Raw genomic sequence first — 19,752 nt, forward strand, 5'->3', positions numbered from 1 at the left:
GAACACTCGCTCCCGACGCTCCGATATCCTCGCTCATCACCGCTCCTCGCAAAGAGCGGCTATCAGCACCCCGCAGCAGCTTCCCGCAAGGTGGCCTTCAGGACACGGTTACGATTAGCGAGCGCGCGCATCAAAAGGGGCTTGTCCGAAATGATCACGACCTCGCCCTCGACCTCCACATCGAGCGTGAGCTTCTTGTTCGCGAACAGGGTCTTGAACATCATCGAAAGCGGTTCGACCAGTGCTTGGGCGCGGAAGCTGCTCAGCGCGACAAAATCGGAATTGCTCGCGGCGATATTGGCGCCCGAAATGGTCGTCGAAACAATTTCGCTCAAATAATCGGCCGAGCTTTGCAGCATGTCGACCAGCTCGCTGTCCGCTTCCTCCAATCGATCGGTGCGCTTGAGCACCGCAACGGCGCTGTTGAGCGCGAGAATAACCTGGCGGCTGTCATGGCCCGATGCATGGAGCAGCGCATTCTGGCTGTGGACCGTCTCGAGGGCCAGCGCCTTGTCTTCGGCGAGGCGCTTTGCTTGCTGGCTCGTTGCAAGCTCGTTGGCGAGCGAGCGGGCGACATTGGCGTCGGCAGCCACCTTGTCGGACTGTATTTTCTTGAGGTGCAGCCCCAGTGCGAGCGTGACCATCACCGATTCGAAGAGGCCGACCGGACCCGCCAGATGCCAGTTGATCGGGAGCCAGGAGAAAATTCCCATTGAGGCAACGGCTGCATAGACGATGAAGTCTGAGCGCGCACGTGGGCTATCCATCGAAGGTAGAGCCAGCACCGAAAGTTGCGCGGATGAAGGATGCGACTCGACGGAAAGCGCGATCTCCGTTCTCTATAGGTGCGACAGCGCTCGCGACAGAGGATACCATGCCACCGCAAGCTCCAATTCCAGGGTCTCGTCGTCGTCAGGGTGCATTTCTGCGGACACAATGGTGGTGTGCTTGGAACCAAGAAAAATACGGTCCTCGGTGAAATCTATGAGTTCCGCGAGTCTTCGACCGCGTAGCGCCGTTAATACGGTTGTTGGGAATTGGTGATTGCTTAAAAACAAACGTGCAAGAGGTTTGTTTGATACAGCGTTCTGGGGATTATGATAGTGCTCTAAGACTTCAGAATAATGGTATCCTGGCGATAAATAACCTAGGAAAAACGTGTTCTCTCCGTAAGTGTCAAAGCTGCCGACCCCGTGATGAATTTCGGATTGTCGGCTTACCAGCGTACGCTTGGGGGACGAGCTGTATCCCAAGCTCAGCACCTCAGAGTCTCGCCGCGACCGAATGCCAGCGAGAAAATTGGATCTACTGGTACCGGCCATCTTCAAAAATCTAACCGCATGGGCCGATATCAATGGGTTGCTCGCCAGCAGCCGATCTGCCGCGACAGTCATCGAACAGCCCGCCGACCGGGACGGACCGACATTTTTCCCGACGATCGAGTGCCTGCGTGGGCGTCGGGTAATGCTTCAGGGCGTTCGGCAGCCACTTTAATCGCATCCCAATCGACGAAACTGAACCCAATCCGCTTTAAGTGGGCTGCAAGATTGCCGATCGCCCGTCCCAAACCGTAGCCTCCGCCAACATCTGCGGGCGAATGCCCCATAATCTGGTCGTGCACGTCCTTGGGAATGTTGGCGTCGCGGCAGAGATCCTTGAAGCTGTGTCGGAAACTATAAAACACGAGGCGGGGGTCGTCGCCGACGGCATTGTCGATCAGGCGGTTGGCGCGGCGGCTCGCCTCCTTGGTCTTTACGCCCAGTGAATCGGCCTCGAGGTCAGGAAAAAGCCGTACTGCTCCGCTTGACCGCATCCGTTGGACGTAGTCGAGAAATCCGAGCGCTATCAGTTTGGGATGGAGCGGTATCACGCGAATAGAACCGTCGGTCTTCACCCGTTTGCGCTCGTCAATCTCGTCCATGACGTAGTCCGTGACGTCGATATAAGGGACCCCTTGCTCGGACTTGATGTCCGCGAGCAATATCTGACCAAGTTCCTCAATTCGAGCGCCCGTGCAAAGCCCGAGCAGGAACAACCAGCGCAGCGTCGAATCGGAGACCTTTGACTTGCTCAGAGGTTGAGACCAAGGCGCGGTGAACAGCTTGGCCGCAAACAGCTGAGCAAGTTCGTCCTTGGTAAATGGGCGCCGCGTGCTCTTTTTTGTGTATCCCTCGACTTTGATACCGGCGCCGGTGTTTGCAGGGATGAAGCGCTCCTGGAAAGCGAACCCGAGGAGAGCTTGGACCGCACCGAGATATTTTTTGATCGATTGAGGGGATATTCGGTCTACGCCCGATCTGTCCGCATAGAGTGCATGAATATCGACAAACTCCATCATGCGATGCACTCGCGGCATGCTTTTCGGCAGCACCGCTATGGCATCACGATATTCGAACAGATCGTTGGGCGTGATTTCGCCGATGCCGACATCGCCGATATAGCTTTTGAAATAGCGTACGGCCGTTTTCGTCGCGGCCTGCGCCTTGGGCGTCGGCTCACGCGCCGCGATCCATTTCGCCTCGAGGGCGTCGAGCCTCATGTGTGGCTGGAGGCGGCTCGAATTTGCGCGGCGCCGGGCCGAGGGGAGCACGGGAATTTGTTCGCGGACTTGCGGCGAACACAGCGCATCAGCCAATGCATCGGCGAGCGGTTCGTCGATCCCGCGATTCGTCTCCGCGGGTAGTTTTAGTTCACGCTTTATTTTCGCGACGGCGAAGCTGAGCAGGGGACGCCAACGGCGATGCGGTACCCGTTTCTGAAAACTGAACCACAGATCGCCGGGGTCTCGATGGACCGAAGCATGGTGAGCCTCGATCCGAGCGAGTGTTTCGGGAGAAAACTCATCGTCGGCATCGCTTCCCGCCAACTTCTTGCGATAAGCGATCCACTCGGTGGAACTCATGTCTTGTGCGGTGGCCCGATGGTCTCCCGATTGATCAGCGACGGCGTCGTCGAGCTCCTTGAGCAAGAAGGCGACATCCATACCGCCGCTCGCAAACCCGGTAGCCGACCGGGCGGTGAGGAGGCGGTCGACCAGGACGCGTGCCTCATCGGAGGTAAATGATCCTGGAACACCGTTTGCGAGCGCGTCGCGAAATTGTTCGCACTTCTGCTCAAATTCCCCATTGGCTATCGCCAGCTTGCGTTCTGCATCACGTGGATCGGCGGTGCCGAGGCTCACCTTGTAGAGTTGGCCGCAAGCGAAGGCGCTTTGCAACGGGAGCGGGATGCGGCGGCGGAGGTAGAAGATGCCGCTGCGAGGATCGCGCCAGAGTCCCTTCGGATTCATGATTGTTCGTCCTTTGTGTACTCATTTGGTGTACCCACCGAGTCACTAACGAACAGAAAACCGAGACTTCTGCGCCTTATAGGCGATTTGGTGACCCCTACGGGAATCGAACCCGTGTTTCAGCCGTGAGAGGGCCGCGTCCTGACCGCTAGACGAAGGGGCCGCAGGGTCGGAATTTTTCGCGAAAGAACGAGCCCGACCGCTCGCTTGACCGTGGTGACCCCTACGGGACTCGAACCCGTGTTTTCGCCGTGAAAGGGCGACGTCCTAGACCGCTAGACGAAGGGGCCGTCATTCGGTGAAGCGGCGCATTAGACGGGCATCTTCATGCGGTCAAGCGCCCTTCGACACGCTCGCATGGCATCGCGCGTAAAATGTGGCGTGGCGCCCGATCAATCGGCCCAGGCGGCGTCCTCGAGGTGGAGTTCGGCCGCCGGGCGACTGCCCCAATCGTCGCGTTTGGCGCGGCCCGCCAGCCACAGCTTGCGGCCGCCGCGGGCGTGGAGCAGCGTCTGGCCGAGTTCGGTCTCGGCGCTGCGGAACGCGACCGCCTTGAACCGGGCGCCGTCGTCGCCCGACACGATCAGCCGGACATGGTCGGTGCCGACAATCCCCGATTCGATGATCCGCACCGGCCCGGTCGCGACGCGCGGCGCGGGCCAGCCGGCGCCATAAGGTCCGGCGCTTTCGATCGCGTCGCACCAGAGCGGACTGATTCCCCGCGGCGCGAGCACCGCGTCGATCAGCAGCGCCTTGTCGCCGCTGGCGCGTTCGACGTCGGCGGCGAGGCGGTCGTTGAGGAAGGCGCCGAGTGCATCGACCTTGTCGGCGGCGACGGTCAGCCCCGCTGCCATCGCATGGCCGCCGCCCGCGACCAGCAGCCCGCTTTCCTTCGCGGCGAGGATCGCGGCGCCCAGATCGACGCCGCTGATCGACCGGCCCGATCCCTTGCCGACACCGTCATCGCCCACCGCGATGACGATCGCGGGGCGGTGCAGCCGTTCCTTGAGCCGCCCGGCAACGATGCCGATCACCCCGGGGTGCCAGCCCTGTCCGGCGACGATCGCGACCGGGGCGTTGCCGCATGCCGTGCTCGCGGTCATCGCTTCGTCGAGCACGCCCGCCTCGATCGCGCGGCGTTCTTCGTTCAGCCGGTTGAGTTCCTGCGCGATGTCGGCGGCCTCCTGCGGGTCCGACGTCGTCAGCAAGCGCACGCCGAGGTCGGACTTGCCGACCCGCCCGCCGGCGTTGATCCGCGGCCCGAGCGCAAAGCCCATGTCGCTGGCGGTCGGCGGTTTGGTCAGCCGCGCCGCGTCCATCAGCGCCGCGATGCCGGTGTTTCCGCGCCGCGCCATCACCTTCAGCCCCTGCGTCACCAGCGCGCGGTTAAACCCCGTCAGCCGTGCGACGTCGGCAACGGTGCCGAGCGCGACAAGGTCGAGCAGGTCGATCAGCGCGGGTTCGTCGCGCGTTGCAAAAAAGCCGCGCGCGCGAAGGGTACGGAGTAGCGCGGCGCCGAGCAGAAAGGCGACGCCGACCGCGGCGAGATTGCCGTGGATCGCCGCGTCAGCCGCTTCGTCGAGCCGGTTGGGGTTCACCAGCGCCAGCGCCGCGGGCAGGATCGTCGCGCACTGGTGATGATCGACGACGATCACCTCGACCCCCGCGGCATTGGCTTCTGCTATGGCTTCAAACGCCTGCGCGCCGCAATCGACCGTGACGACCAGCTTCGACCCCGCTTCGCCGATCTTGACCAGTGCGGCGCCCGACGGGCCATAGCCCTCCATCAAGCGGTCGGGGATATAGGCGCCTGCGGGCAGGCCAAGCCCGCGCAGCAGCCGCACCAGCAGCGCCGCCGAGGTCGCGCCGTCGACGTCATAATCGCCAAAGATCGTCACCGCCTCGCCCTTTTCGACCGCATCGGCGAGCCGCGCCGCGGCGGCGTCCATGTCGCGAAACAGCGACGGGTCGGGCATGAAGCCGCGCAGGGTCGGGGTGCGTTGGCGGTCGAGATCGTCGCGGGTCACCCCGCGCGCGAGCAGTAGCTGGGTGACCAGATCGTCGGGGGCGAGATTTTCGGCGGCCATGTCGGCGCTGGCGCGCCGCCAATGCCAGGGCTGGCCCAGGATCGACCGCGTGATGCCCAGCGCCGTCTCGCTCATGCCCGCGCTCGTGCGGCGAGGATGCGGGCGCGCAAATCTTGCGCGGTCGCCACGGGGATGGCGGGGATCTCATGGCTCGCCAGCGAGCTGCCGCCAGGGACGCCGAACACCAAGGTCGCGAGGCCGAGCGGACGCAGGATAAAGTCGGTCTTGAGGTCGACGCTCTGCACCGACGCGTGCGGCAACAGGGTCAGCTTGGGTTTCCAGAAACCGCGGCGGATCGCAACCTGTTCGCCAAGGTCGGTCCAGCGGTGAAAGCGTGCGCCGAACAGCGACGCTGCACCGATCAGCACGCCGAGAACCGCCCCGAACCAGCCAAGCGCCTGCCCGAACGACACCGCGACCAGCCCGCCGGTCGTCGCACCCAGCGCGCCGACCAGTCCGCCCAGCGCGATGATGCGGTGGCTTTGCTGCCACGGCGCCGCGGCATCGGGGCGCGCGATCGCGATTTCGGCCAGCACCGGGTCGATCGCGCCCAGCTGGGCAAAGGGGACAATCTGATGGTCGCGCTCCTTCTCGCCGTCGCTCGCCAGACTTTGCAGCCGCAATTCGTGCCAGCCGAAGCGCTGGCGGAACCAGTCGGTGACGAGGATTGCCGCCTGCACGCGCCCCACCGCCACCGCGACGTCGGTGCGCGTCGTCAGCCCGCGCGTCCGGCGCAGCGCACGCGGCTCGCGGGTCAGGCGGAAATTCCAGTTGGCGAACATCATCGTCGCGATGCCGCTCGCAAAACCGATGAAGAGGAGCGAAATGGCCGCGCCGACCCCTGCGATCCAGCGATGCGCGAGCAGCCATTGATCGAGGCCATAATCCTCGGCGATGTCGATCCAGTCCCGCGGGTTAAAGATGTTGAAGTCGAACGGCAGCAGCCCGTCGAAAAACTGCATGGCGGCGCCGACCACGGCGAGCGCGGCGAGCGAGAAGTTGAACAGCCCGGCGAGCAGCAGCTGGCGCGGGGTCATCGAAAACAGCAGCCGGTCGGTGGCGGCGGGTGGCGCGTCGGGCGCATCGACCGCCGGGACGGCGGTGGCCGCCTCGCCGCTGCGGTGGGCGCGGATCGTCGTGCGCAGCGCCTGCGCGGCGTCGAGGCCGATCGCGTCGAGGCTGGCGTCATTTTCCTTGCCGCCGGCGCCGGTTTCAAACCCGACCTTGGCGATGCCCAGCGCGCGCGACACCAGCCCCTGTTCGATGCCGACGTCCTGGATGCGGTCGAACGGGATGGTGCGGTGCTGGCGCGACAGCACCCCGCTTTCGATCACGATTTCGTCGTCGCCGACCCGGAACCGGAAGCGCAGCCACTGGAACCAGGCGGCGAGCAACGAGATCAGCAGGAAGGCGAGGATCGCAGGGACGATATAGACCCGGTTGCCGGTGAACCCGAGCGCGGCGACCGCGGGCAGGAATTGCAGCGACCGCGGCCCGAGCTTGACGATCGCCAGCGCCAGCGTCGCCGGGTGCAGCCGCTGCCAGTCCGCGTCGTCGTCGATGGTCGGTGCGGCCGGCGCCGCAATGCTCGTGTCGGTCATGCGAAGTCGGTCTGGATATGCCGCCGGATCGTCTCGCGCATTGCGGCGGCGACGTCGGCAGGCAAGCCGGGCAGCGTGACGGTGCTGTTGTGGGTGCCCGAGGTGTGGACGATCAGGTGGGACAGGCCGAACCAGCGTTCGATCGGCCCCTGTCCGACGTCGATATGCTGGACGCGCACGAACGGCACGATGGTGTCGGTGCGGAACAGCCAGCCGCGCGCAACGCGCAGTTGCCCCGCGCCGATTTTGTAGCCCCAGCGCGACACCCGCCGCGACGGAAAGCTGATGATGACGATGATCGCGATCAGCCAGGCGAGCGCGGTGATCAGCCCATAAGGCCCCTCGATATGGCGAATCAGCAGATAATCGAACACGCTCGCGCCGATCGCTAGCGGGACCAGATTGAGCGCCGTCGCGACGCGCAGCACCTGGGCATAAGCGGGATCGACCGGATCGAGCCCTTCCGCGGCGTTGAGCGCCTCGGGGTCGAACGGATCGGTCGGGTGGACGGCGGGGGTGTCGGTCATCCGACACCGTTACCGTGTTAGAGGCCTATGGCACAACCACATTGAACCGCGGATCGGCGGGCGGGTGCAGCGCGAACCAGCTGAGGAACGCCATGCGGTCGCCATCGATCCTGATCGCGCCCGATTGCATCAAGGCCGGAAACTGCGCCTGCCCCAGCATCACATCGTCGAGCGTCGTGCGGTGGAGGGTGATCGTTGCGGTCGGTGCCGCATCGGTGACGCCGTAGCGCGGCACCTCGACCCCGCCGTCGACGACGATCGCCACTGTCTCTTTGCTGTCGGGCAGCACGAACTGGAAAACCCCCTTGATCGCCGAACCTTTGGCCGCATCAAAGCGCGTCGCGAGCGCGTCGAAAAAGACCGCGGTCGGGATGGCGCTGACAAACGACCGGCTTTGACCGTTGCCCGACAGGCTCTGCACCGCATTGCCGCGCAGCGTGGCCGCGGCGGCGAGATAATAATTCCGCCAGGCCCCTGATTCGGCCTGATAGCCCATCTGGTCGTAAGCCGAGGCGAGTGCGGTGCGGGCGGCCTTGTTGTCGGGCTGCGCGAACACCAGCTTGTTCAAAAGCTCGGCCGCCCAGCGATAGTCGCCCGCCTTGACCGCCGCCTGGCCGACCGCCAGCAGCTTGTCGGCCCCACCCGCCAGCGCGACATATTTGGGCGCCGATGCTTCGGGGGCCAGCGGATTGAAATTGGCGGGATTGCCGTCCCACCAGCCGAAATAGCGCTGATACACCGCCTTCATGTCGTGATTGACCGTGCCATAATAGCCGCGCGCGCTGAAGTCGGCCGCCTGCCCCGGCGCTTCGGGGGTCGCGTCGGCGAGTTCGTGCAGCGTCGCGCCGCGGTTGGCCAGAAACAGGGTGCGGTCGTGGACATAGCGATAGATGTCGCGCTGGCTGGTCAGCAGCGCCGATACCTCGCCCGCGCCCCATGTCGGCCAATGGTGCGACGCCAGCGCGACCTCGGCCTTGCCGCCCCATTTCAGCAAGGTCGCGTCGATGACCTTGGACCAGTGCAGCGCATCGCGCACCTGCGCCCCGCGCAGGGTCAGCACATTGTGCAGCGTGTGGGTGACGACCTCGGTCGTGTGCAGCGCCTTGTACGCGGGGATGTAGAAGACGAATTCCGATGGCGCCTCGGTCCCGCCCGCGTCGAGGAAGTCGAACGCCAGCCCGTCGATGGTCAGCGTGCCGCCCGTCTCGCTCACCGTCTCGGTCGGCTCCATATAGCCGATCGTCCCCGACGACAGCTTCGGCCCCAGCCCGGTATCGACCTGGCCCGCGGGTCCGGGCGGCAGGATCGACCCGAACATGTACAGCGCGCGCCGTCCCATCGCGGTGCCGGCGAGGACGTTTTCGGCGGTCGCTTCTTCCGAAAAGCCGTGCGGCGCGATGATGCGGATCTTGCCCTTCTTGACCTCTTCGGCGGTAATAATGCCGCCGACACCGCCAAAATGGTCGCTATGGCTGTGCGAAAAGATCACCGCCTTGATCGGTCGCTTACCCGATTTGGCTTCGACGGTATCGGCAAACAGCTTCCACCCCGCCGCCGCGGCTTCCTCGGACAATAGCGGATCGACGACGATCCAGCCCGTTTTGCCGCGGATGATCGTCATCACTGAAATATCGTAGCCGCGCAGCTGCCAGATTTTGCCCGGCACCACCTCGAACAACCCGTGCACCGCGTTCAGCCGCGCCTGCCGCCACAGCGACGGGTTGACCGTGTCGGGCGCGTCCTTGGCATCGAGGAAGGCATAAGGCCGTCGGTCCCACACCGTGTTGCCGGCCTTGTCCAGGATCACCCCGCCCGGAATTTCGGCGAGCTTGCCGCGCAGCACATTGGCCTCGTCGCGCGGGTCGGCGAGCGGCAGGCGCGCGGCGATTTCGGCCTGCGCGGTGCGTGTCGCCTCGCTCGCGGCGTCCTGCGCGGCGGCGGCGAAGGGTAAGGTGCTGGCGAGCAGCAGGGCGGTCAATCGGCGCATATCTCTCTCCCCATATTTTGTCGGCAGCTTGCGCCGCGACCCGGTGCTTGGCAAGCATCGGTGGATGACCGACGCGCCCACCCTGCTGATCGCCTGGCACAGCCGCACCGGCGGCAGCGAGGCGCTGGCGCGCGCCGCCGCGGGCGCGGGGGGGAGAGCAAGGCTTGTCGCCGCGCCCGACGTTACGCCAGAGACGCTGCAAGACGCGGGCGGCTATCTCTTCGTCGGCCCGGAAAATCTCGCCGCGCTGTCGGGCGCGATGAAGGAGATGTTCGACCGCTGCTATTATCCGTGCCTCGGCAAACTCGAGGGTCGCCCCTATGCGACGATCATCTGCGCCGGGTCCGACGGCGAAGGCGCTCAACGCCAACTCGACCGCATCGCGACGGGGTGGCGGCTGCGGCGCGTCGCCGACCCGGTGATCGTCAACACCGCCGCGCAGACGCCGGAAGCGATCCTCGCGCCCAAGACGATCGCCGACGACCGCTTGGTCGAAGCCCGCGCGCTCGGCGCCGCGCTCGCCGAGGGGCTGGCGGCCGGAATCTTTTGATCCGCGCACGCTTAGCGCAATGACTAGTCCCTTTGCGCCGCGGCGCGCGGCATAGTCCGCCGGGCATGAAGCGTCGGCTTTGCCAACCGATCGGAGAATGGAGGGGCGGATGGTCTTTTCGGGACCGCTGGAGGATCGCATGGCGTTGCGCGACCTGCTCGACAGCTATGCCGACGCAGTATGCCGCCATGACGCCGCCGCCTGGGCCGCGACATGGGCCGATGACTGCCAATGGGAGCTCCCCGGTTTCGGCACGTTTTCGGGCAAGGTGGCGGTGGTCGACACCTGGACAGCGGCGATGCAGGGCTTTCCCGGGCTGGTTTTTCAGGCGTGGCCCGGCGCCATGACCATCGACGGCGACCGCGCGACGATGCGGTCCTACACCGCCGAAACCTATCGGCGTGACGAGCTGATCCATCGCGATCTGGGCGAATATAGCGATCAGTGCGCGAAGATCGACGGGCGTTGGTGTTTCGTCAGTCGCCGCTTCCGCGCGCTGCATCGTCAGGAGGACGGGGCATGAAAATCATCGTCGAAGCCAAGGTCGATCTGGATCCGGCCCGCCGCGCCGAGGCGCTGGAGGGCGCGCGCGGATGGATCGCAGGCGCGCAGGCGCAGCCCGGCTGCCTTGGCTATTTCTGGACCGCCGATCCGCATGACCCGGCGCGGGTGCATGTCTTTGAAGAATGGGCCAGCGCCGAAGCCCTGGCCAGCCACCTTGCCGGTCCGCAATATCGCGGCATGCTGGCGCATATCTCCGGCTTCGGCCTGACGCAGGCGGCCAGCCGCAAGTTCGCGGTCGCACAGGAGGCGGCGGTCTATGACGCTGCGGGCGTCGCGACCGCCCAATTCCCGGCGGCGGATTAGCCGGCGCAGGGAGCGATAAGCCGGGTCACCCGGCGCGATGTTCGCCGCGCACCCAGCGCACCGTCCCGGACGATGCACGCATCACCACCGTCTCGGTGGTCATCACGCCGTCACGGCGGTGCTTGACGCCGCGCAACAGCGACCCGTCGGTGACCCCGGTCGCGGCAAAGATAACGTCGCCCTTGGCCAGATCTTCCAGATCATAGACGCGGTCGAGATCCTCGACTCCCCATTTCGCCGCGCGCTTGCGCTCGTCGTCGTTGCGGAACAGCAACCGGCCCTTGAACTGGCCGCCGACGCAGCGCAGCGCCGCTGCCGCCAGCACGCCCTCGGGCGCGCCGCCGCTACCCATATAGATGTCGATATTGGTGTCGGGGTTGGTCGTCGCGATCACCCCTGCCACGTCGCCGTCGGGGATCAGCGCGACGCCGCAGCCCAGGCCGCGCAGCTCGGCGATCATCGCTTCGTGGCGCGGGCGGTCGAGCACGCACACCATGACGTCGGCGGCGCTACAGCCTTTTTCGCGGGCGACGGCTTCGACATTCTGGCGGATGCTGTTGTCGAAATTGACGATGTTCGGCGAATAGCCGGGGCCGACCGCGAGCTTGTCCATATAGACGTCGGGGGCGTTGAGCAGGCAGCCTTCCTCGGCGATCGCCAGCACCGCGAGGGCGTTGGGGCCGGCCTTGGCGGTGATCGTCGTGCCTTCGAGCGGATCGACCGCAATGTCGATCTTCGGGCCTTTGCCCGGCGCGCTGCCGACCTTTTCACCGATATAGAGCATCGGCGCCTCGTCGCGTTCGCCTTCGCCGATGACGATGGTGCCGTCCATATAGAGGGTGTTGAAGGCGGTGCGCATCGCTTCGACCGCGGCAGCATCGGCGGCCTTTTCATCGCCGCGACCGATCAGCTTGGCGGCTGCGATCGCTGCCGCTTCGGTGACGCGCACCATTTCGAGCACGAGCACCCGGTCGAGGTTGCTGCCGCTATTCGTCATGTTCGATGCTCTCCGTCTTTGGTCTTGCCTTGCCGCCCCGGTCGGGCATGGTGCGCGCCATATGGCCGGTCGCACTGCTTGTCGAGGATGCTTCGCCCGATTCGGAGCCGCTTTCACGCTATCGTGCGTCATCACCGTGACGGGGCAGGCGCAGACGCAGGGACCGCCGGGGCCGCCGCCGCCGCGCGATGCCGCCACCGCGGCCGCCAACGCCAAGGCGCTGGTCGATCCGATCCGCCGCTGCAAACCCGCCGACGACGGGTCGATCGATGTGTGCGGTACCGACACCGAGCTGCACCGGCTGACCCCCGAATTGCGCGCGATCGCGGGCGTCGGCCGCGACGCCCCGCCGAAGCTGCCCCGCGCCGAGGCCAAGGCGATGAGCCTCGACCGGCTGCCGTATAATTGGGTGTCGATCGGCGGCCGATATGCGCCCGGCCCCGAATATAATGCGCTCTATGAAATGGCGAAGCGTGCGACCGACCCCGAAACGGGCAAGCCGCCGCCCGAGCCGGAACCCGAACCTTAGGCGAAGACCTCGCTCGCCGTCGCCGCGGGTTCGCTGGCGCGGTAGAGCCCCGCCGGGATCAGGATCTGTCCGAGGAAATAAAGCGCGAATAGCAGCACCCAGCCAAAGCTCATCAGCGTTTCGATCAGGCCGCCCGGCGCGTTGTTCAGGATGACCATGCCGTGGACAACGACCAGCGCCCCCGCGGCGATTCCGAACGGCAGGCCGTACAGCAGGTAAAAGCCGAACAGCCGCCAGTGCGCGGTCCGGGTGCGCTGCCAGGATTCGATAAAGGCGGCCACCGGCTCCAGTTTCCCGCGTCCGCCCATGATCGCGCCGGCAAGACAGAAACGCGCCGCGATCCAGCTGCCGACGAGCGAGAAAAGCAGGCGATAGATGTCGATCCCGATGCTGAGGGCGCCGCTGCGCCCCAGCAGTACGTCGGGGCCGAGGGCGAACAGCGGCAGCGCCGCGATCAGCCCGAACCCGATTCCCAGCACCAGATTGACGAGCAGATAGGCGACCCCGGCGACCATTCCGTACATGATCTCGGACAGCAAACCTTCGCGCAGGTCGGCGAGGATGCCGTTCCACGCCGCCAGCATCGCGCCGGCGACGATGACCCCGACGATGCCGAGCAGGTAGAGCGGGCCGGTGATCGATCCGCCGACGCGGTAGGTCCAGGGATCCGACAGGATCGCCATCACCGTCCGCAGGCTGAAGATCGGCTCGCTCGACAACAGCAGGAAGGGGACAATCACGCCCAAAGCGACATAGGCCGCCAGCACGTTGCGATGTTCGCCCGCCAGTGCCCGCGCTTCGGCCAGCCCGCGCCGGATTTCGATGTCCATATCTGCCCCCTGCTCCCCGTCACCGGGGTAACAAAGCGCGCGGCAATTTCAAGCGGGGTTAAAGCGCCAGGATCGGCATCAGCATCGGCGCGCCGACGACATGGTCCGACCCGGCGAGGATCGCCAGCGCCGCGTGGATCGCGCGCGCCGGACCTGCGTGGGTGACCAGGACGATGACGACGCCATCCGCTTCATCGGTGCCGCGTTGAATGAAACTTTCGATCGACACCCCGGCGTCGCGCATCGCCGCCGCGATTTCGGCAAGCACCCCGATGCGGTCCTCGACGATCAGGCGGACATAATGTTTGCCGATCCGCGCGCCGGCGTCGGCGACCGGCGCGGCGTCGAGCGAATCGACCGGCATCGCAAAGGCGGGGCCATATTCGTCGCGCGCGATGTCGATAATGTCGGCGACGATCGCCGACGCCGTCGGTCCTGCGCCCGCGCCCGCGCCCTCGAAAAACAGCCGCCCGACGAAATTGCCTTCTGCGACCACGGCGTTGAGCGCGCCGGGGACATAAGCGAGCGGGTGGTCGGCGGGAACCAGGCACGGCTGGACATGCTGGTACAGCCCGGCGTCGTTGCGTTCGGCCATGCCGATCAGGCGGACGCGGTGGCCGAGCGCTTCGGCCTCGCGGATGTCGGCGGCGATCAGCCCGCGGATGCCGTCGGCGGCGACCGCCGCGATGTCGAGCCGGGTGCCGAAACACAGCGCGGCAAGAATCGACAGCTTGTGCGCGGCGTCGATGCCGTCGACGTCAAAGGTGGGGTCGGCCTCGGCGTAACCTTCGGCCTGCGCCGCGGCAAGCGCGTCGGTAAAGCTGGCGCCGTTCCGCTCCATCTGGGTCAGGATATAATTGCAGGTGCCGTTGAGAATGCCATAGACGCGCGCGATCTCGTTCGCCGACGCACCCTCGCGGATCGCTTTGATCACCGGGATGCCGCCCGCGACCGCGGCTTCATATTTCAGCGGGGTGTCGCGCTCCTCGGCGAGTCGCGCGAGATCCAGCCCGTGATGCGCGATCATCGCCTTGTTCGCGGTGACCAGCGCCTTGCCTGCGCCGAGCGTGTGGCGGGCGAGGGTGAGGGCCGATCCGTCGGCGCCGCCGATCATTTCGACGACGACATCGACATCGTCGGCCGCGACCAGCGCGTCCATATCGTCTTCCCAGCGATAGCGCGACAGGTCGACACCGCGGTCCTTGTGCCGGTCGCGCGCCGACACCGCGACGATCTCGATCGCGCGCCCGGCGCGGCGGGCGATCAGGTCGCGGTTCGTCTCGAGCAGCCGCACGACGCCGCCGCCGACAACGCCGATTCCTGCGAGCGCGACGCGAAGCGGCGGCCGGGGTGCGGTCGGGGCGGCATGAGGCGACATAGGAGAGCTCCGGTAAGGCACGGAGCCACGCCCCGCCATAGCGAGCGCCCTATCGGCTTTTGCCATGGAAACAACCCCGGCGCGCCTAGGGCGCGTTGAAGCAAATCTTTATCAACCCACCGGCGGCTTGCGGGTGCGGGTACATTCGCCGAGCGCGCCCAGCACCACGCCATAGTCTGACGCCGCCTTGCGGCGATCCTCGGGCGCGGTCCCGGCCAGCTTGGTCAGCGGCAGCTGACGCGGCAGGCCGCAGGCGAGTCGGTACCACGCAAGGGTGTTGCGCGCCGGAACCGCCGCCGATCCGTCGACGATTTCGCCAAACGCGGCGGCCCAGCGCCGCGACCCGTCGGCCGCGGTCAGGATGGTCAGCGACACTGGCTCGCCGGTGCGGGTGTTGAGGAACAACTGCGTCTCGCCTTCGCCCGGGAGCGTCCCGGGCACGTGGAAGCCGTTAGCAATGCCGGTGATCGCCGACGGCGCTCCGGGCTTGACCAATTCGGTCAGCACCGCGCGCAATTGCGCCTCGGTCGCCGCATCCCACGATAGCTGGGCGTCGGGAGCGATCAGCCGGACGCTGCCGGTGCTGGTGCTCCCGGCGGCGGCGCCCGCGACGGGACGGGCAAAGAGCAGGACCGCCTGTTTCTTTTTCAGCTTCTGCGGCTTGCCCTTTGCGTCCGTCGGCAGGTCGACGAGATAGGAAATGCGCGATGCCAGCGGACCCGACCCGCGAATCAGGCTGACCACATCGGCTTCGACATAGAATCGGCTTTGACCCGCGGCGACGCCGGGCGACTGCGCGGGTTTGAGCGCCACGCTGCTGTGGATGCGGGCGTGGAGCGCCATCGGCGCGGCGGTCGCCAGATCGGCAATGTCGGCATAGCTATACGGGCTCGGCGCCGTTGCGGTGGTCGCCGTCTGCATCGCGGAAACACCCGAGAATCCGGGGCTCAGGGCCAAAATTCCGGCGATTGCTGCCGACAGGTACACGCGCATGGTCGATTGACTTTCCATCTTCATTGACACCGGTAGCGGTGGCTCAGTCCCCATCATGGGACAAGCCACATTAACCCCTGATAAAGGGTTTGCGAACTTGCCGCCACCGCGATAGGACGGGCGTCGAAGCGTCCGGCAAGAACATAATAAGCCGAACGTAGCGCCGCCGGGTCTGTGGAACGCATCGGAAATCATCCGGGCTTTTGACGACCGAACCCGTCGGCAGGGAATTGGTGTCAGGATGATCTAGCAAGGAGCGTCGTCCCTGAATGGCTTATGGTGATAATGTCGACCCTAAAAATAGGGTAGTGGCGATTGTCTTGGTTGGTTTGCTTACGGCGGTTCTGGGCTATGGCCTGGTTAACGGCCTGAATATCAGCATCGTCAAGAAACTCGCCGAAAAATTGGATGTGGTGGACATCGAAGAGCCGCCGCCGCCGGAAGAACCGCCGCCGCCGCCGCCGCCGGACAATGTCCTGCCGCCGCCGCCGCCGGTGGTGACGCCGCCGTCGCCGATTCCGCCGCCGGTGACGACGAACACGATCCAGTCGGTGCCGACGCCGCCGCGCACACCGCCGCCGCCGGTATACACGCCGCCGGCGCCGCCGGCGCCGCCGCCAACGCCGGACTTGAGCGCCGCGGGTACACCGCGTGGCAACCCGGGCCGCTGGGCGACGAACGACGACTATCCGGCGCGGGCCATGCGCGAAGAGCGTGAAGGCACCACCGGATTCCGCGTCACCTATGGGGTCGATGGCCGCATTACGTCGTGCGATGTCACGTCATCGAGCGGTCACGCCGACCTTGATGCCGAAACCTGCAAGCTCATCCAGCGCCGTGGCCGGTTCAATCCGGGCAAGGACCGGGCGGGCAACCCGCAGGGTGGCAGCTACAGCAATCGTATCCGTTGGCAGATCCCGCGCTGATCCGGCGCGCGGCTGACTGTTTTCGAATTTTATCGAATTTCTTGAGAGGGAATATCCAGCATGTTTAATCTGATCGCAAATGCCGCTGCTGCGGCACCGGCACATGAAGCGGGGCTGAGCCTCATGCCCGCAGCAATGTGCGTCAAAGAAGAAGGCGCGAGCCCCTATGGTATGATCCCCGCGCTGTGCGAGGGCGGTATCGTGTCGCAGGTCACCTTCCTGGTGCTGCTGATCATGTTCATCGGCACGCTCTACATCCTGTTCACCAAGCTGTTCGAGCAGAACAAGGTGATGAGCCAGGGCAAGGCGGTCGACGCCAATTTCTGGCGCGCCCCGACGCTCGCCGACGGTGCGGCCAAGCTGGAAAAGAACAGCGCCTATCGCCAGGTCGTCGAAGACGGTCTGCGCGCCAACGAAGAGCATAACAAGCTGACCGATCCCGTCGAAGCGCATGACTGGATGCACGGCACGCTCGAGCGTTCGCAGAACCACATCAACTCGAAGCTCAACGGCGGCCTCGCGTTCCTCGCGACCGTCGGTTCGACCGCACCGTTCGTCGGCCTGTTCGGTACCGTTATCGGTATTCTGCGCGCCCTCGTGAAGATCGGTGCATCGGGTCAGGCCTCGATCGACACCGTCGCCGGTCCGGTCGGCGAAGCGCTGATCATGACCGCCATCGGTCTGATCGTGGCGGTTCCCGCGGTGCTCGCCTTTAACTGGCTGCAGAGCCGCAACAAGGCGATCGCCCGCCGTCTGTCGACCTTCTCGAACGACGTGCTCGGCTCGATCATGTCGAACGGTCAGGTGAAGCCGGCGACGCAGGCCCCCAAGGCTGCTGCCCCGGCCGCGGCCCCGAAGAAGGCCTGATTGGCCTGAATGGATCCCTGCCTGTCGCCCGGTGGCGGCAGGCGGGGTCCGCTGGACAGGGCGATACGCCGGTGGTGCGCCGACCCGATGTCCGTGACAGAAATTTTGTGACAGGATAAGATCCTATGTCGATGAGTGTAGGCGACAAGGGGGGCGAAGAGGCCCCGATGTCCGAGATCAACACGACTCCGCTCGTGGATATCATGCTTGTGTTGCTCATCATCTTCCTCATCACGGTTCCCGTGGTGCTGGAGACGGTGAACCTCAAGCTGCCGAGCGTGGCGTTCGAGGTGACGACGACCAAGCCTGAAAATGTGCTGCTGTCGATTCGCTCCGCGGACACCGATGGCGATGGCGAACCCAATCCCGAAAGCACCGCTTGCGAGGTTTATTGGGGCCAGACGCCGGTCGATTCCAAGCAATTGCTGGAACGCGGCCAGGCGAAACTCGAGCAGCTGCTCGAAGATATCGGCGGTCCGCAGAACATCACCGAGGAAAATTTCCCCGAAGTGCATATCCGCGGCGACGTCAACACGCCGTACCAGTGCATCGGTGGGGTGATCTATACGATGCAATATGCCGGCTTCCAGAAGATCGGGTTCATTTCGGAACCGGCTCCTGGCTCGGGCACGGTTGGCCGCCTGTAAGGGCGCCCGACGTTTAGGAATGAAGGAATAATCGCATGTCCATGGCAGTTGGAGATCGGGACGAAAACGAACCGATGATGGACATGAACACGACGCCGCTCATCGACGTCATGCTCGTGCTCCTCATCATGTTCATCATCACCATCCCGGTCCAGACCCACGCGGTGAAGATCGATCTGCCGGTGCCGACCGACAGCCAGAGCAATGTCGACCCCGAAAAGAACAAGGTGATGATCGATCCCGCCGGAACGATCACCTGGAACGGGACGCCGGTCGATCTGGCGCAGCTGGCGCAGTATCTGGAACAGACCAAGGCGCTGCCGGTCGAACCCGAGCTGCAGGTTCAGCCCGACCCCTATTCGCGCTATATCGTCGTCGACAATGTGATGGCGGTGATCAAGCGCAGCGGCGTCGGCAAGCTGGGTTTCGTCGGCAACGAACAATATGCCCGCGTCTTCTGATCGCTGATCGAAGTCACGGTAAGGATGGGGCCGCGAAGCAATTCGCGGCCCTTTTCTATGGCGCGCGGCGGCCTGACGCGCCGGATCGGCCTCGCACCTGCCGCGACCCCGTCGCCCCGGGCAGAACCCCAGGTTGTGATATTGCGGGTCTCGTTCGACGTCAGGTCAACGCGGCGGCATGTGCCGCGGATCGGCCGAGCCTTGGCTCGCGGCCAGTGTGACGGTGGCGCGCGTGGACGACGAAAAAGGGCGCCGCCTGCCGGCGACGCCCCGTCTCGTTCCACCCGTCTCGTTCCACGGGAAGGAAATTCAGCGCGCGGCGTTGACGTCGGCCTGGGTAACCGGCGCGATGCGGATTTCGACGCGGCGGTTGCACTGATAATCGGCCTCGCCGCGCTCGGGCGAGCATTTCAGCTGCGATTCGCCATAACCCATCGTCGCCATGCGCGCGCGCTGGATGCCGCGGCCGCCCAGATAGTCGGCGACCGACGAGGCGCGGCGTTCGGACAGACCCTGATTATAGCTGTCGCTGCCGGTCGAATCGGTGTGGCCATAGACGTCGATATAGGTGCTGGGATATTCGGCCAGCGTAGAGGCGACGTTGTCGAGCGCGCTGCGGAACTGCGATTTCACCAGTGCGCTGTTGTAGTCGAAGGTGACGTCGCCGGGCATGTTGAGCACCAGCTGGTCGCCCTGGCGTTCGACGTCGATGCCGGTGCCCGCAGTGCGCTGGCGCAGCTTCTTTTCCTGTTCGTCCATATAATAGCCGACGCCCGCGCCGGCGACGGCGCCGATGCCCGCGCCGACGATTTCCTCGGTCCGGCTGTTCTTGCCGCCGATCAGGTCGCCAAGCAGATAACCGCCGAGCGCGCCGCCAAGGCCGCCGATCGCGGCGTTCGAAATGCGCTTCTGTCCGGTTTCGGGGTCCGTCACACAGCCAGCCAGCGCCACCGCGCTGATGGTGGCCAGTGCCGCGAGTTTGATCGTCTTGATATTCATTGGTCGCTCCCTCTATTTGGCGGCCGCATCTGGTCCTGTGCGTCCCGCCGTTCATGCCGATAACATTTGGCCGACGATCTAGTTCCCGAATCCGGCTGAACGGTCGCTGAGGCGGGCGTTCAGCCGCCATTGTGCAATGCGGCGGCTTTGCCCTATAGGTGCGCGATGACCGACGCTGACAGGGGCCGGGCGCCGATGCCCCGCCCGCCTCAGCGAC

The 19,752-nt window shown here is 65.3% G+C and carries 19 protein-coding genes and 2 tRNA genes; 8 read left to right on the forward strand and 13 right to left on the reverse strand.

Annotated features, from left to right (window positions below):
- Positions 1-62 precede the first annotated feature (62 nt).
- From FFS68_RS16490 to FFS68_RS16520, 8 genes are all read right to left on the reverse strand, one after another.
- Positions 63-713 carry a hypothetical protein gene (locus tag FFS68_RS16490; protein WP_137754290.1) on the reverse strand — a complete coding sequence of 217 codons (651 nt, stop codon included), beginning with the start codon at positions 711-713 and terminating at the stop codon, positions 63-65.
- A 677-nt stretch (positions 714-1,390) separates the two neighbouring features.
- Positions 1,391-3,289 carry a site-specific integrase gene (locus tag FFS68_RS16495; protein WP_249340205.1) on the reverse strand — a complete coding sequence of 633 codons (1,899 nt, stop codon included), beginning with the start codon at positions 3,287-3,289 and terminating at the stop codon, positions 1,391-1,393.
- 88 nt (positions 3,290-3,377) lie between these two features.
- A tRNA-Glu gene (locus FFS68_RS16500) sits at positions 3,378-3,452 on the reverse strand.
- 51 nt (positions 3,453-3,503) lie between these two features.
- Positions 3,504-3,579, reverse strand: a tRNA-Glu gene (locus tag FFS68_RS16505).
- 102 nt (positions 3,580-3,681) lie between these two features.
- Complete coding sequence (gene recJ, locus FFS68_RS16510; protein ID WP_137754291.1) at positions 3,682-5,451, reverse strand: single-stranded-DNA-specific exonuclease RecJ; 1,770 nt, start codon at positions 5,449-5,451, stop codon at positions 3,682-3,684.
- Positions 5,448-6,977 (reverse strand): PH domain-containing protein, encoded by a 1,530-nt coding sequence (locus FFS68_RS16515; RefSeq protein WP_249340206.1) that lies wholly within the window; start codon positions 6,975-6,977, stop codon positions 5,448-5,450. The genes recJ and FFS68_RS16515 overlap by 4 nt, the downstream gene beginning before the upstream one ends.
- Complete coding sequence (locus FFS68_RS18145) at positions 6,974-7,504, reverse strand: PH domain-containing protein (RefSeq protein ID WP_249340207.1); 531 nt, start codon at positions 7,502-7,504, stop codon at positions 6,974-6,976. Before FFS68_RS18145 ends, FFS68_RS16515 begins: the two co-directional genes overlap by 4 nt.
- Positions 7,505-7,529: 25 nt before the next feature.
- Positions 7,530-9,491 (reverse strand): alkyl sulfatase dimerization domain-containing protein, encoded by a 1,962-nt coding sequence (locus FFS68_RS16520; RefSeq protein WP_137754292.1) that lies wholly within the window; start codon positions 9,489-9,491, stop codon positions 7,530-7,532.
- Positions 9,492-9,555: 64 nt separating this feature from the next.
- Between FFS68_RS16520 and FFS68_RS16525 the strand changes: the two genes are divergently transcribed.
- The 3 genes from FFS68_RS16525 to FFS68_RS16535 all read left to right on the forward strand — a co-directional run bounded on the left by FFS68_RS16525 (position 9,556) and on the right by FFS68_RS16535 (position 10,908).
- Complete coding sequence (locus FFS68_RS16525; RefSeq protein ID WP_137754293.1) at positions 9,556-10,041, forward strand: NAD(P)H-dependent oxidoreductase; 486 nt, start codon at positions 9,556-9,558, stop codon at positions 10,039-10,041.
- Between the two features lie 109 nt (positions 10,042-10,150).
- Positions 10,151-10,564, forward strand: coding sequence for a nuclear transport factor 2 family protein (locus FFS68_RS16530; RefSeq protein ID WP_137754294.1), 414 nt, complete (start codon positions 10,151-10,153; stop codon positions 10,562-10,564).
- Positions 10,561-10,908 (forward strand): putative quinol monooxygenase, encoded by a 348-nt coding sequence (locus FFS68_RS16535; protein ID WP_137754295.1) that lies wholly within the window; start codon positions 10,561-10,563, stop codon positions 10,906-10,908. The genes FFS68_RS16530 and FFS68_RS16535 overlap by 4 nt, the downstream gene beginning before the upstream one ends.
- 25 nt (positions 10,909-10,933) lie before the next feature.
- Here the strand turns inward: FFS68_RS16535 and glpX are convergent, their stop codons facing one another.
- On the reverse strand, positions 10,934-11,905 hold the full coding sequence (glpX, locus tag FFS68_RS16540) for a class II fructose-bisphosphatase (RefSeq protein ID WP_137754296.1): 972 nt from the start codon (positions 11,903-11,905) through the stop codon (positions 10,934-10,936).
- A gap of 136 nt (positions 11,906-12,041) precedes the next feature.
- On the opposite strand from glpX, the gene FFS68_RS16545 reads away from it, so the two are divergent.
- Positions 12,042-12,434, forward strand: coding sequence for a hypothetical protein (locus FFS68_RS16545; protein ID WP_249340208.1), 393 nt, complete (start codon positions 12,042-12,044; stop codon positions 12,432-12,434).
- On the opposite strand, the gene FFS68_RS16550 is transcribed toward FFS68_RS16545, so the two are convergent.
- From FFS68_RS16550 to FFS68_RS16560, 3 genes are all read right to left on the reverse strand, one after another.
- Entirely contained in the window at positions 12,431-13,264 is an 834-nt protein-coding gene (locus FFS68_RS16550; RefSeq protein WP_137754298.1) for a hypothetical protein, read from the reverse strand. The genes FFS68_RS16545 and FFS68_RS16550 overlap by 4 nt on opposite strands.
- Before the next feature lie 58 nt (positions 13,265-13,322).
- On the reverse strand, positions 13,323-14,642 hold the full coding sequence (locus FFS68_RS16555; RefSeq protein ID WP_137754299.1) for a homoserine dehydrogenase: 1,320 nt from the start codon (positions 14,640-14,642) through the stop codon (positions 13,323-13,325).
- Between the two features lie 111 nt (positions 14,643-14,753).
- Positions 14,754-15,563, reverse strand: a complete 810-nt coding sequence (locus tag FFS68_RS16560; RefSeq protein ID WP_249340209.1) for a hypothetical protein — start codon at positions 15,561-15,563, stop codon at positions 14,754-14,756.
- 341 nt (positions 15,564-15,904) lie between these two features.
- Here FFS68_RS16560 and FFS68_RS16565 point away from each other — a divergent pair, with 341 nt between their 5' ends.
- The 4 genes from FFS68_RS16565 (at position 15,905) to FFS68_RS16580 (ending at position 18,536) form a co-directional block, all read left to right on the forward strand.
- The gene (locus FFS68_RS16565) at positions 15,905-16,561 is read left to right on the forward strand and encodes an energy transducer TonB (RefSeq protein WP_137754300.1); all 657 of its coding nucleotides are present in this window, start codon (positions 15,905-15,907) and stop codon (positions 16,559-16,561) included.
- A gap of 60 nt (positions 16,562-16,621) precedes the next feature.
- On the forward strand, positions 16,622-17,428 hold the full coding sequence (locus FFS68_RS16570; protein WP_171003931.1) for a MotA/TolQ/ExbB proton channel family protein: 807 nt from the start codon (positions 16,622-16,624) through the stop codon (positions 17,426-17,428).
- A 125-nt stretch (positions 17,429-17,553) separates the two neighbouring features.
- Complete coding sequence (locus FFS68_RS16575) at positions 17,554-18,075, forward strand: biopolymer transporter ExbD (RefSeq protein WP_137754301.1); 522 nt, start codon at positions 17,554-17,556, stop codon at positions 18,073-18,075.
- Between the two features lie 35 nt (positions 18,076-18,110).
- Complete coding sequence (locus FFS68_RS16580; RefSeq protein ID WP_137754302.1) at positions 18,111-18,536, forward strand: biopolymer transporter ExbD; 426 nt, start codon at positions 18,111-18,113, stop codon at positions 18,534-18,536.
- Positions 18,537-18,845: 309 nt separating this feature from the next.
- Here the strand turns inward: FFS68_RS16580 and FFS68_RS16585 are convergent, their stop codons facing one another.
- Complete coding sequence (locus FFS68_RS16585) at positions 18,846-19,535, reverse strand: OmpA family protein (RefSeq protein WP_137754303.1); 690 nt, start codon at positions 19,533-19,535, stop codon at positions 18,846-18,848.
- Between the last annotated feature and the right edge of the window lie 217 nt (positions 19,536-19,752).

The sequence above is a fragment of the Sphingopyxis sp. L1A2A genome (assembly GCF_005502465.1).
Lineage (GTDB): Bacteria > Pseudomonadota > Alphaproteobacteria > Sphingomonadales > Sphingomonadaceae > Sphingopyxis.